Here is a 13,064-nt window from a genome sequence, read left to right as displayed (position 1 = left end):
AATAGCGAATTATATTTATTTGTTAAGAGATGAAGGTGGTTGAAGTGGCTAGCGGACACGGCAATATTCCGGAAGAGGTTATCGAAAGCGTGCTTGCGCGTCATGATATAGTCGATACAGTCGGTAAGGTTGTTCATTTGTCCAAGCAGGGGAAATATTTATGGGGCCTCTGCCCGTTCCATTCGGAGAAAACCCCTTCCTTTACTGTTACCCCCGACCGGGGAGTATTTCATTGCTTTGGCTGCGGTATGGGTGGAAATGCCATCAAATTTAGGATGGAAATCGAAGGATTAACCTTCCCCGAAGCTGTCAGAATAATGGCTGAAGAAAGTGATATTCCCGTTCCAGAAGGTAAGGGAGGTATGATGTCTCCCCCTGATCCGGAACGCGACCGGTTGATTCAAGCTTATGAATGGTCGGCAAAGTTCTATCATTACTTGCTGAAGAATACGGAACACGGCAAAGCCGCTATGGACTATTTAAGAGGCCGGAACTTCAGTGATAAAATGATTGACCAGTTTCAGATCGGATATGCTCCGGACCGCTGGGATACTTTGCTGCAGTTTTTGGAGAAGCGAAATTTTGACCTTGCGGAAATGGAGAAAGGCGGACTTCTGTCAGCCCGCGGTGAGGGCAAAGGCTATTTGGATCGTTTCCGTGGCCGGATTATTTTTCCGATTGCCAACCGTACAGGCAAGGTAATCGCATTCGCCGGAAGAATACTTGGAGAGGGTCAACCTAAGTATTTAAATTCTCCGGAGAGTAGATTGTTTAACAAAAGCCGGATATTGTACAATTTGCACCAGTCCAAAGCATCCATTCGCAAAACTCGACAAATCGTCCTGTTTGAAGGATACGGAGATGTCATCTCATCCTGGGAAGCGGGTGTGCATAACGGCGTAGCAACGATGGGAACGTCCTTGACGGAGGGTCATGTGGCACTTATGAAGAGCCTGGCTGATGAAATTATACTGTCTTACGACGGTGACCGGGCGGGACAAGCAGCAGCCATGAAGGCCATTCCGATGCTTGAAGGCAGCGGCCTGCGTGTAAAGATCGCCTTACTGCCAAGCGGGGTGGATCCGGATGAATTTATCTCCAAGCATGGAGGAGAAAGATTTAAAGATCAGGTTATTGATTCAGCAGTTTCATCCATAAAATTTAAGCTTATATATCTGAAAAAAAACCATATACTCCTAGAGGAAGATGGCAAAATCGCCTATGTCAAGGAAGCCTTAGAAGTTATTGCTTCACTGCATTCCTCAACAGAGCGAGAGGTTTATCTGAAGGAAATCGCTGCTGAACTCGAACTTTCATATGATAGTTTGAAGCAGGATTGTAATTTACTTAGGGCATCGATGCAAAAAAACATCCCTGAAGGGGATAATAACGACAAAAGGTGGAATAATGGTAGGCATAAAAAAGGGCAGGTGCAGACACCGACCTTACTACCCGCTTATCATGTCGCGGAACGGCGTCTATTGTCCTTTATGATTCAGGACCCGGAAGCCGCCACGTATGTGGGCGAACGCCTCGGAGAAGATTTCAACATCGTTGATCATGCGGCAATTGCTGCTTATCTATATGCCTATTACGCGCAAGGCAAACCACCCGGCATTAGTCGGTTTCTATCATCACTTCAGGATGATCGTCTGGAAAAAACTGCGACATCAATATCCATGATGGATACCCCTCCGGACTGGAATATGCAGGTTCTAGATGATTGTATCCGTGAAGTGCGGAAATACCCACTGCAACGCAAAATGGAACAGAAGCGTGAAGAGATGATTCAGGCTGAAAAGTCAGGTGACTTTTTGCGTGCGGCACAAATAGCAAGTGAGATTATAGCCCTAGAGAGACAATGACATGTTGACAGGATGTACCTAGGGAGGAGGGAGTCGAATTATGGCGAACGATCAGCATACTGAATTGGAAGCAGAATTTACTTTGGATCAGGTGAAGGATCAGCTCATTGAGCAAGGTAAGAAAAGATCATCATTAAATTACAAAGATATTATGGAGAAATTATCGCCGTTTGATCAAGACCCCGAGCAAATGGAGGAGTTCTACGAGCAACTCAGTGATTTGGGAATTGAGGTTGTAAACGAGAACGATGAAGAGGTTAACAGCCTCCGACCAAGCGAGGATAATGAGGATAAAGACAGCGATGATTTCAGCTTTGATGACGATCTGTCACTGCCACCAGGGATCAAGATTAATGACCCTGTCCGTATGTATCTAAAAGAAATCGGACGCGTTCCTTTGTTGTCGGCTGACGATGAAGTTGAGCTTGCTATGCGGATTAAGAATGGCGATGAAGAAGCTAAACGCCGTCTTGCAGAAGCGAACCTGCGTCTCGTAGTAAGTATCGCGAAACGTTATGTCGGACGCGGTATGCTGTTCCTGGATCTGATTCAGGAAGGTAATATGGGTCTGATCAAAGCAGTAGAGAAATTTGACCATAATAAGGGATTCAAATTTAGTACGTATGCTACTTGGTGGATTCGCCAGGCCATCACTCGTGCGATTGCGGATCAGGCGCGTACCATTCGTATTCCTGTACACATGGTGGAAACGATCAACAAGCTGATTCGGGTTTCGCGCCAATTGCTGCAAGAACTGGGACGCGAACCTTCCCCAGAGGAAATTGCGGCTGAGATGGAACTGACGGTTGAGAAAGTTAGAGAGATCATGAAGATTGCCCAAGAACCTGTATCCTTGGAAACACCAATTGGTGAAGAAGATGACTCTCATCTGGGAGATTTCATTGAGGATCAGGAAGCATTGGCTCCTGCGGATGCAGCGGCTTATGAACTCCTGAAGGAACAACTGGAGGATGTGCTGGACACGCTCACGGAGCGTGAAGAGAATGTACTTCGCCTGCGTTTTGGCCTTGATGATGGACGGACAAGAACGCTTGAAGAAGTCGGCAAGGTGTTTGGTGTTACCCGGGAACGGATTCGCCAGATCGAAGCCAAAGCATTGCGCAAACTTCGTCACCCTAGCCGTAGTAAACGGCTTAAGGATTTCCTTGAATAGTATTTCATGAACTGGACCTTCTGCTGCTCAGTGGCAGGAGGTTCTTTTATTTGAATTTACGCTGGTAAAAAATGTGTTGACCTTGTGTATCTGGAAAGAAGGATGAACCAGTGAATTTGGAAAAACGCGACATCATTATAAAAGAGATTCAGTATTGGAGAAAAAGCCGGTTGCTGCCAGAGCAGTATTGCGATTTCTTAACCAATCTGTATGACGATGAGGATGCGAATAAGGATAACAATCCAATTTCGCTGAGAAATTTACAGCAGGGAAGCATCAAAATTTGGCTGTTTTCTTTTGGAATTATTTCCTTGATTTTCTTGATTAGTCTTTATTTTAGCGTTTTTCCTTGGCCTTTGCAACTTGCAACCGCACTATCTGTATTAATTATTTGTTATGGATACTCCGCCGTTTATAAGGACCGGAACAATGTTATCAGTCTTATCCTAGCGGGGCTGGGCAGTGTTTTAACGCTTGGTTTTGGGCTATGGCTGATTGATTTGCATGATCTGGATCCTCAGCTCTGGAGGCCTATTCTAATTGGGTGCTGCGGCTTGTTATGGTGTATTTTGGGATTTTTACTCCGGATAGGTTTGTTGCAGTACTGTGGTTTTGCTTTTTGGGCATTACTGTATGCAGGGTTCTTCGGTGGAAGAAGCCCGGAGGCCTCTATATTTGAACTGGAGTTCCTATGGCTGCCATTGTGTGTGCTGATGGTATGGTTAAGCTGGCTTTTGCATCATAAGGTAAGCGGTGTTGCCAGTGTTTATTTTGCAGTGGGAGTATCGCTTTGGATCATGCCAGAGCTTGACGCTCTTTTATTAAGACAGGATTATCCGCAGTGGATTTCATTGATGCTGATCCTAAAGATTGCAGCAGGGTTAGCTTTGTTGTTTGGGTTTCGAAAAAAATGGATAACGTGGGTGGCAACATGAACAATGTGAAATTATCAGATCGGCTTCAGCAATTGCTGGAGCAAATTCCGCAAGGAAGCAGATTAGCAGATATCGGTTCCGATCATGCCTTGCTTCCTGTGGCCGCTGTCGAAAGCGGTAAGGCTGTGTTTGCAATTGCAGGTGAAGTAAACCCGGGTCCCTTTGATGCTGCTTGTAAGGGCGTTGCAGAGGCTGGACTAGGGAAGGTGATCTCGGTGCGCCGAGGAGACGGCCTTGAGGTTCTGGAACCTGGTGAAGTCAATTGTATCACGATTGCTGGCATGGGAGGCGCATTAATTGCCGCGATTCTGGACCGGGGTCAAAGCCAAGGTAAGCTAAAGGATGTTACAACCCTTTTGCTTCAGCCGAATGTAGGCGAGGATATTTTGCGCCGCTGGTTATTAAATAATAAATGGGTACTCGTAGCTGAGAGAATTTTGGAAGAAGACGGGAAGTTATATGAAGTATTGACGGCTGTACCAGAAAATACGGACGCTGGAATTACAAATGAAAGTGTATATCGTGACTTAACCCTGGGGGATTCCACTAAGGTCCTTGGGCAAGAGGCCTTGCTGCAAATGGGACCATGGCTGCTTCAAGCGCCAAATGCTGTGTTTTTTGCTAAGTGGCAGGGTGAGATTCAGAAATTGGAAGGCATTTTAACATCGTTGTCACGTTCAGAACTAGAATCTGCTGAGAATAAACGGAAACAGATTCAAGGTCAGATCAGGGAAATTACGGAGGTGCTACAATGTTTGCCAAGGGACAAACAGTAATTCAGTATATGGAGCAACTGGCTCCTAAGCATTTAGCTGAGGATTGGGACAAAATTGGCCTTCAACTGGGCACGCTGCAAAAAGAAATAACTAATGTATTAGTTGCTTTAGATGTGAATGATGAGGTAGTTGAAGAAGCGATTCGTCTAGGCTGCAATTTGATTATTGCGCATCATGCGATTATTTTCCGTCCATTGCAAGGAATCCAGACAGACACACCGGCGGGCAAAATGTATGAAAAATTAATCAAGAATGACATTGCGGTGTACATCAGCCACACGAATCTGGATGTTACCGAAGGTGGAATGAATGATTGGATGGCGGAAGCTCTTGGCATAGAAAACGGAGTACCCATCAAAGACATTCATTCAGAGCAATTATCAAAGCTAGTAGTATTTGTGCCGAAAGATCATCATCAGAAGGTTCTGGATGCTATCCTGAATGCTGGAGCAGGGGAAATTGGCAACTATAGTCATTGCAGCTTCAATATCGAGGGATACGGTACTTTTATTCCAGGAGAAGGCACGGATCCTTATATCGGGGAAAAAGGTAAGATGGAACGTGCCGAGGAAATTCGTATTGAGACGATCGTCCCGCACTCCATCCGCAATAAAGTGGTGCAGGCTATGCTTAAGGCCCATCCTTATGAAGAGGTTGCCTATGATTTGTATTCAATGGATCTTAAAGGCCGCAGCTTAGGACTTGGGCGGGTAGGAAAGCTCAAAGAGCCTACAACCCTTGGACAATTCGTGGAGACGGTAAAAAAAGGTCTGAAGGTAGACCATGTACGGGTTGTTGGTGATTTGGACCGTCCAATTCGTAAAGCCGCTGTTCTCGGTGGCTCGGGTGGAAAGTATTATAACAGTGCTATTTTCCGCGGTGCGGATGTTCTGGTTACTGGGGATCTGGATTATCATACAGTACAGGATGCTGCGCTCGCCGGAATCACTCTGATTGATCCGGGACATAATGCGGAGAAGATCATGAAAGAGAAAGTAGCGGAGTGGATGGCTGGAAAACTGGCCGAGCATAAGTATGATACAGCTGTACATGCTTCGCAGGTGAATACGGAGCCATTTAAGTTCCTATAAAATTGCCATTTAATAATGCTTGTGCCAGACATGTGATGTCTGTATAATATATAATGTTGTTCGGAAAGTTTGACAGACAATCGCCGGTGACGTGAAGACGTCACGGGAGGAAAGTCCGGGCTCCATAAGGCAGGATGCTGGATAACGTCCAGTCGGCGCGAGCTGAAGGATAGTGCCACAGAAATGGACCGCCGATGGCCGCCTTAGGGCGGCACAGGCAAGGATGGAACCGAGGTGTAAGAGACCCCGAGGAACGCTGGTGACTTCGTTCCTGGTAAACCCCATCTGGAGCAAGACCTAATGAGACGCAGCTGAATAAGCAGCCTTAGCCTGAGGCGCGTCTAGGTTGGTCGCTGGAGCTGTGCAGTAATGTATGGCCTAGATAGATGATTGTCGCTTATGGTGGGAGGGTAGTTCCCGATCGAACCACGACGAGCACAGAACCCGGCTTACGGCAAACTTTCCTAACTGCAACGTTATAATAACAACACCATACAAACGGCGACGTATCCCGGTAACCCGGCTACGCCGCCTTTTTTGTTGCAAACAAATGCGGATAAGGCAAATATATAAAGCAGTGAATGCGTGAAAATGCAGGTGTTTAGTAACGTGATATGCAGAAATTGGATTTTTTAAAAGAATTGCTAGCGGCAGATGGGCTGATGACTGGTGGTTGATGAGCTGATTGTTGATGGCTGGTGGCTGGTGGTTGATGAGCTGATGGGCTGATGACTGGTGGTTGATGAGCTGATGGCTGATGGCTGATGGCTGATGGGTTGATGGGCTGATGGGCTGATGAGCTGATATGCTAACGGACCGAGATGCAGCTATTTGTGTATTTTATGCCTTTTTGGAGGAGTTTCGGACTGGAGAGCCGTTATTCGGCATAAACAGGGTGGATATCGGGCGTTTTGAATCCAATAGTGACTATGGAGTCCGATAGCAAACCAAATGAGCGGAATTGATGCAAATAAGAGCGCTGGGGTCCGATACGAACCTCCCGAACTCCCGAACTCAGAACTCCAGAACTCAGAACTCCAGAACTCCAGAACTCCAGAACTCCAGAACTCCAGAACTCCAGAACTCCATAGTTACTTTGAAGCCAGAATTAGATTAGTAGCTAGCAAACTGTAACAATGCGGAGCTTGGCTAATCTTCTGCGGGAAGATTGGAGTTAGTAGCAAAATATCAATTGTAACCTCTGGCTGTAACTTCGCTGTGAAATCGGGGTTAATTGAGTGGTAGATGTGTTGTGTAACTAGAGGATAATTGGTGATGCGGAAAGCGAAATGTGGGGAATTGGATATATGATGTGCAAAGGGTAGAAACGCGAATGTGAAAATGCGAAATGAGATGTGCAGAAACGCGAATGTGAAAATGCAAAACGAGCTGTGCAGAAACGCCGAATGTGAAAATACGAAATGAGCTGTACAGAGACGCTGAAATGTGGAAATCAGAAATGAGCTGTGTAGACACACAAATGTGGAATTGCGAAATGAGATTTGCAAAAACGCTAAAAGTAGAAATGCGAAAATTTGATTTGCAGAAATGCGTAAAGGTAACATTCTGCAAATGCGCAAAAGTGAAGACGCAGAAATCTGCTCACAAAAAATGGCTTCTCCGTCCAATAAAGGATGGAGAAGCCGTTTTAATTAGCTATCGTGGCTATTGATTATGAGCAGTTATTCACGACCGAACGATGTTTTGATTTTGCTGCCATTGAACCAATGCTTTCTCTAGACGTTGAACAGCAGCAGGAACTAGTTCGGGTGGCGTATGCGTGAAGTTAAGGCGCATTTTGTTTTTGTGAGGCTCCGCTGAATAGAATACCTCTCCGGGTACGAACGCTACTCCGTTTTCCACTGCCAGCGGGAGTAATTCTTTAGTGTTAATCTCTTCAGAAAGGGTAAGCCATAGGAACATGCCGCCTCTTGGCTCGAGGAAATGTGCTCCTTCCCAGTTATGTGATCTGAGCTCCGCGGACAGGAGCTTCATACGCGAATGATACTCTTTTGAGATGAGGCGGATATGCTGTTCAATATCAAAATGCAACAGCAGCTCATCTAAAGCACGCTGGTCGATGGTGCTGGAATGCAGATCGGCTGCTTGCTTTGCCTTGGCGATGGTCTTGATTAGTTCAGAATCGCCGATAATCCAGCCGGTGCGCAGGGCAGGGGCGACGATTTTGGAGAAGGTCCCTGTGTAGACTACACAATGATCCCCGCCGAAGCTTCTATCGATGGAGGCTAATGAGGGTGGATATAGAGTTTTATCTTCATCAAAGGTTATTTCTCCATAGGGATTGTCCTCTAGAATAAGAACACCGTAACGGCGGCAGATTTCAACCACCTTCTCGCGGCGTTCTTTACTCCAGGTTGCTCCAGACGGATTGTTGAAGGTCGGAACTGCGTATAGCAGTTTTGGCCGATGTATCCGAATCTGCTCTTCCAACTGATCCGGCAGAATGCCATGTTCATCATTTGGTATCGAATGAATAGCAGCCCGGTAAGAACCGAGTACCTGTAGTGCTGCCAAATAGGTGGGCGCTTCCACAAAAACTGCATCGCCGGGATCCAGCAATATTTTGCATAACAGATCTATAGCTTGCTGTGAGCCTGTAGTCAATACCATCTCAGAGGCTGTAACCGGGATACCTTGACGGGTAAGCCTTTCAGCGATTTTGTCACGTAGTGGAGTAAAACCCTCAGTAAGCCCATATTGAAGCGCTGAGGTGTCGCTGGAGAGCACGCGATTATAGGCATCACGTACGGCCTCCAAGGGAAACAAATCCTCCCCAGGCAGCCCGCCTGCAAGTGAAATGATGTCATTGCCCTGTGTAACTTTTAGAATCTCCCGAACTGCTGATGACCCTAGATGATTGGCTGCCGTTGAGTATTTGATATCCATAAATTAGTTCTCCACCTTTCGATTTGATGCTATCATAATAGGAGTGCTGTATAACAGTAAAGCGTTGAATATAACAGTGGAGGTGAAGGGTTCATGCATATCGATTTGAATCGCAGCGGCAGTAAAACTCTGCCCCATCAAATCAGTGAAACCCTCAGTCAGCGGATCTCATCAGGACTGCTTCAGCAAGGTGTCCTGCTGCCCTCCGTTAGAAGTCTAGCTATAACATTGAACGTGAGTCAGGTTACAGTAAGCAAGGCTTACGATATGCTTGAGAAACGAGGACTTATTTACTGCAGACAGGGTAAAGGCTGCTTTGTAGCCGATCCAACCCATAATAGACGTCAAGAAGAGGGTTGCTGGCAGGATTTATATGATGATTATTTGCCGCGGGCTCAGCTTTGGCGGAATTTTGATGTTTCGGAAGTGAAATATCCCTTTCATTTAGCCGCCATCCACAGTGAGCTGCTGCCACTTCAAGATATTGGTGATACCTACGCATCCTTGGTCAAAGAGCAACCGGAGCTTATGGCAACCTACGGGAATTTTCAGGGAGATCTTGAGCTGCGGAATGTCATGAGAGAACATTTGAAATCGCGTGGGATTTCGCTAACTTCTTCCGATTTGATGATAACCAGCGGGACCCAGCAAGGCATTGATCTGGTGGCTCGTACATTTGTTGGTCCTGGAGATACAGTATATCTTGAGGCGCCTAGCTATACTGGTGCTATTGATGTTTTTGCGGGACGAGGTGCAGAGATGATTTTTGTGCCTACGGATAGTGAAGGGATGCGGGTGGATATTCTTACAAAAATGTGTGATCAAAGACCCCCAAAGCTAATTTATACCATCCCTACTTTTCAAAATCCAAGCGGCGTAACTATGAGCATCACAAGAAGACAACGACTGCTGGAATTAGCGCGCAGCTACCGTTGCCTCATTGTTGAGGATGACCCATTTAGTGATTTATATTTCCATGAACCTCCACCTAGGGCGATTAAATCAATGGATCCCGATGGACATGTAGTCTATATGAAAAGCTTTAGCAAAGTACTTGCTCCTGGTTGCCGAATTGCCTGTGTAGCCGCAGAAGGAAATATTCTGTCCCGGCTGATCGCCGCTAAATCTGCGAGTGACCTTGGAAGTCCCTTGCTGACACAGAAGGCCGTATTACCCTTCATCGCTGAAAAATACGACGCCTACGCAGCACAGCTACGAATTACACTCCGTGGTCGTATGGAAAAGGCGGCGAAGCTTCTGAAGCTGTACGCGCCGCCTGGAGTGAACTATATTCTACCAGAGGGGGGACTTAATCTCTGGCTGGAGCTGCCCCCTTCTCCTGATATCGCAAGCCTGCATGACTTGGCGGAGCAGGAGAGCATTTCTTTTTTACCCGGTGATGTCTGTTACTCTGCGGAAACGCCTTCCCGCCACATCCGTCTTTGCTATTCTCAAATGAAGGAACCGGAGATGGAGGAAGGGTTGCAGCGGTTTCTTCACTTACTTGGCCGGTTTTTGCAATGACACAGTTAAGGGGTGTTATTTGTTCTTTGTTTTAATTGATTCATTTGCTGGCGTACATGTTGAGGGAAAAGCTGCAATGGGACTTGATTGCCGCTTGCCGCTTGTAGCGTTTTATAAATATCGACCTGACCCCAGCCAAAATATTTATCATGGCCGGAAGTTCCCAGATCCACAGCGTTTTTGGTCATAAGGTCCATAACTTCCTTATTCGTCAGATTAGGATTTAGTGAACGTACCAGACCCGCCAGCGCAGCGACATGGGGACTGGCCATTGACGTGCCGGATAAAGCGGCATATTGACTGTCCGGATAGGTGCTTGCGATGCTTTCTCCGGGTGCAGCGACATCAATATAATCGCCGTAGTTGGAGAAGGAGGCTTTTTCCCCTGAAGCATTTGTAGCAGCCACTGCAATCACTTCGGGATAAGCTGCAGGGTATCCAGGCCGCTCTGTATTATCATTGCCTGCTGCAGACACAAGCACGATGTCCCGGTCATAGGCGTATTTAATCGCATCATGAAGGAACTGAGAGTCGGCATAATTCCCTAAACTTAAGTTAATAACCTTTGCACCATTGTCAGCTGCCCATATGATACCTTCTGCTACGGAATAAGTCGTTCCGGCACCTGAGTTATCTAGCGCTTTTACAGGGAGGATCTTATTGTACCAGCTGATGCCAGCTACACCTTCCCCGTTGTTAACAAGTGCGCCAATGATTCCAGATACATGTGTACCGTGACCTACATCATCCTCGGGTGTGGAACCATTGGTAATGGCATTATAACCAGTTAAAAGCTTACCTTGTAAATCAGGATGATTAATTTGTACTCCCGTATCCACCACGGCCACAACCACTTCTTTGCTGCCTTTGGAAAGATTCCACCCTAGCTCGGTTTCAATCGCCGGGAGGTTCCATTGGTAAGTGGAGAATAACATGTCGTTAGGAGTGACAGTTCCTTCAGCGTTTTTAGTGATGGTATCATTGGTTAAATACATATAGTGAGGTTCCGTATATTCGGGATGCCATTTGTTGGTGAAATAGGATTTGAGCTGATAGTAGGTCATCTTCTCAGAGCGAAAGATATAGGCATATCCCAGCTTGCGTGGCTGCTTGCAGTGGATATCGGCGACTATCGTCTGGAGCTGTCCTTGAGTCGGAGTATTTCCCTGAAAACGGACTACAATTTCATTCTCATAAAAATGGCTGGCATTTTCGTTATCATGGCCTGTCTTGACCGTAATGTCCTTTAAGTTATCGGTATGGACTGATTCCACATGGTATTTGCCTTCCTTAGGATACGGAATGAGACGCAGGTTCTTCAGCTGATGGTCTGCCACACGCCCAAGCACCTTTTGGTTGATAAGTGCAATAATCCCTACATTTTTTTCTTTGTTCCGCTGAGCGATAAAGTAATATTTTTCTTTACCGATTGTAAACGTTGGAGATTCATAGGATTGATGACCGTGGATTGCTGATTTTGCCGTATTGAGATATTTTTGAAGCTGCTTGTTCTCCTGTTCGGTTCCTTTTGGAAAAGATGACTTAAAGGTCTCAGTCTTTTGTGTGCGAAAATCGATCCACATCAGCATGGAGATAAACCCGTGGTCTTGCTGCAATCGTTTCGCATACACTGATTTATCATGAATCGAAGACATCCCGTCTGTTTCAGACAGGAGTTTAGTTAAATGTCTACTGACATCGACTCTATTCAGATGATCTGTCGCCTCCACATCCTGGCTTAAGGAGGTTTTCTTTAATGTTTTTTCCTGAGAGGGATTTGGAGGTGAATGCAAAGCTGAAGTTGGAGCCGGATTCTGAACAGCGACTTTAGCGGCATCTCTGGTCGTCCCATTAGTGGCAGGCCGCAGGGCAAAGGTAAGTAACCCAACTGTAAAAGCTGCTGTAACCAAACCTGCAACTGTTAGATTTTTTCGTGACATGATTTCCGCTCCTCTATGCAATGTAATGTCTATAGGTTTAGAAGAGAGCGTATCTTTTATGCATCTTAGAAAAGGATACCTTCCTAACGTTTTTTATGATAATATCAGAGAGAATAAGTATCTCGAATTGTCTTCTTGATTTTGTAAGAGATACCTCATTAGATGTTGTTCTTAATAATTGTTCAGAAGGTTAGACTTCTCTGTGTTCACATCCTGATATTGCAAGAATAAAGAGATACGTCCTTAGGGCGGTTTCTTTCAGAGGATTAACTTTATTGACTACAAGAGCAGGGAATAATAAGGAGGAGCAACCGCTATGTCAGCAGCCAATGTGCAGAAATTATGTGAATCGACGAGAGATAAACTTAAAGTGGTAATCGACAAAATGGAAGTATTTCTAAATGAGCATGCATTGCCTCAGCTTGTAGTTGAGGGAGATGAGGAAACTGTACAATTTTACCAAGGTTTTCTGTCCGATCTTCGTCATCTATTAGTGTTCTCGGAAATGTCATATGAGAAATTAGGCGTTGCGCTGCGTCGTGCGACATTCGATGAATCTTTTGCACAGAAAGCGCTTTATAATGTATATCACTATGGCGTGAACAACTTCTTTTATCCGAAAAATGAAAGCTATTCTGAAGATGGCCGTTACGCTTATACTGGTCAGGATGCAATCCGTTTCCGCAAAAAGCCAGTACGCCCCGCACGTGATATCATCCTAGAAATCACCAAAACGTATGAAGATCTTCGCGATGATCTCATTTATTATGAGAACGACTATTTGACCGAGAAACGTATGCAAAATCAGGTTTAACTTCTAAATAGTGATCTAAAGGGATCAGCACTTTGTCA

9 protein-coding genes and 1 other RNA gene are annotated in these 13,064 nt (G+C 45.7%); 8 read left to right on the top strand and 2 right to left on the bottom strand.

Annotation, left to right across the window (positions count from 1 at the left end; translation table 11 throughout):
- Positions 1-44: 44 nt before the first annotated feature.
- The 6 genes from dnaG (at position 45) to rnpB (ending at position 6,308) form a co-directional block, all read left to right on the top strand.
- The gene (gene dnaG, locus NYE35_RS24065; RefSeq protein ID WP_036683805.1) at positions 45-1,865 is read left to right on the top strand and encodes a DNA primase; all 1,821 of its coding nucleotides are present in this window, start codon (positions 45-47) and stop codon (positions 1,863-1,865) included.
- A 40-nt stretch (positions 1,866-1,905) separates the two neighbouring features.
- Entirely contained in the window at positions 1,906-3,039 is a 1,134-nt protein-coding gene (gene rpoD, locus NYE35_RS24060; RefSeq protein WP_036683799.1) for an RNA polymerase sigma factor RpoD, read from the top strand.
- A gap of 110 nt (positions 3,040-3,149) precedes the next feature.
- Positions 3,150-3,974 carry a hypothetical protein gene (locus NYE35_RS24055; protein ID WP_076141828.1) on the top strand — a complete coding sequence of 275 codons (825 nt, stop codon included), beginning with the start codon at positions 3,150-3,152 and terminating at the stop codon, positions 3,972-3,974.
- The gene (locus tag NYE35_RS24050) at positions 3,971-4,750 is read left to right on the top strand and encodes a tRNA (adenine(22)-N(1))-methyltransferase (RefSeq protein WP_428978138.1); all 780 of its coding nucleotides are present in this window, start codon (positions 3,971-3,973) and stop codon (positions 4,748-4,750) included. Before NYE35_RS24055 ends, NYE35_RS24050 begins: the two co-directional genes overlap by 4 nt.
- Positions 4,726-5,841: a Nif3-like dinuclear metal center hexameric protein gene (locus tag NYE35_RS24045; protein WP_341122158.1), complete on the top strand. Its 1,116-nt coding sequence runs from the start codon at positions 4,726-4,728 to the stop codon at positions 5,839-5,841. Before NYE35_RS24050 ends, NYE35_RS24045 begins: the two co-directional genes overlap by 25 nt.
- 64 nt (positions 5,842-5,905) lie before the next feature.
- An RNA gene (rnpB, locus tag NYE35_RS24040) (RNase P RNA component class A) lies at positions 5,906-6,308 on the top strand.
- A 1,219-nt stretch (positions 6,309-7,527) separates the two neighbouring features.
- Here rnpB and NYE35_RS24035 read toward each other — a convergent pair.
- On the bottom strand, positions 7,528-8,748 hold the full coding sequence (locus tag NYE35_RS24035; protein WP_076103770.1) for an aminotransferase-like domain-containing protein: 1,221 nt from the start codon (positions 8,746-8,748) through the stop codon (positions 7,528-7,530).
- 93 nt (positions 8,749-8,841) lie between these two features.
- Here NYE35_RS24035 and pdxR point away from each other — a divergent pair, with 93 nt between their 5' ends.
- Complete coding sequence (gene pdxR, locus NYE35_RS24030) at positions 8,842-10,272, top strand: MocR-like pyridoxine biosynthesis transcription factor PdxR (RefSeq protein WP_341122157.1); 1,431 nt, start codon at positions 8,842-8,844, stop codon at positions 10,270-10,272.
- A 5-nt stretch (positions 10,273-10,277) separates the two neighbouring features.
- On the opposite strand, the gene NYE35_RS24025 is transcribed toward pdxR, so the two are convergent.
- Positions 10,278-12,212, bottom strand: coding sequence for a S8 family peptidase (locus tag NYE35_RS24025; protein WP_341122156.1), 1,935 nt, complete (start codon positions 12,210-12,212; stop codon positions 10,278-10,280).
- A 316-nt stretch (positions 12,213-12,528) separates the two neighbouring features.
- On the opposite strand from NYE35_RS24025, the gene NYE35_RS24020 reads away from it, so the two are divergent.
- Entirely contained in the window at positions 12,529-13,026 is a 498-nt protein-coding gene (locus NYE35_RS24020; RefSeq protein ID WP_036683764.1) for a YpuI family protein, read from the top strand.
- The last annotated feature ends 38 nt before the right edge of the window (positions 13,027-13,064 follow it).

It is taken from the genome of Paenibacillus sp. FSL L8-0494 (assembly GCF_038003695.1).
Classification (GTDB): domain Bacteria; phylum Bacillota; class Bacilli; order Paenibacillales; family Paenibacillaceae; genus Paenibacillus_AQ; species Paenibacillus_AQ odorifer.
Note: the sequence above shows the minus strand (reverse complement) of the source record. Positions and strands in the feature narration are given on the sequence as shown.

What these genes read in the sequence shown, in the direction of transcription:
- rpoD (WP_036683799.1), top strand. Translation starts at nt 1,906, where the DNA reads ATGGCGAACGATCAGCATACTGAATTGGAAGCAGAATTTACTTTGGAT.
- NYE35_RS24050 (WP_428978138.1), top strand. Translation starts at nt 3,971, where the DNA reads ATGAACAATGTGAAATTATCAGATCGGCTTCAGCAATTGCTGGAGCAA.
- NYE35_RS24045 (WP_341122158.1), top strand. Translation starts at nt 4,726, where the DNA reads ATGTTTGCCAAGGGACAAACAGTAATTCAGTATATGGAGCAACTGGCT.
- NYE35_RS24035 (WP_076103770.1), bottom strand. Translation starts at nt 8,748, where the DNA reads ATGGATATCAAATACTCAACGGCAGCCAATCATCTAGGGTCATCAGCA.
- pdxR (WP_341122157.1), top strand. Translation starts at nt 8,842, where the DNA reads ATGCATATCGATTTGAATCGCAGCGGCAGTAAAACTCTGCCCCATCAA.
- NYE35_RS24025 (WP_341122156.1), bottom strand. Translation starts at nt 12,212, where the DNA reads ATGTCACGAAAAAATCTAACAGTTGCAGGTTTGGTTACAGCAGCTTTT.
- NYE35_RS24020 (WP_036683764.1), top strand. Translation starts at nt 12,529, where the DNA reads ATGTCAGCAGCCAATGTGCAGAAATTATGTGAATCGACGAGAGATAAA.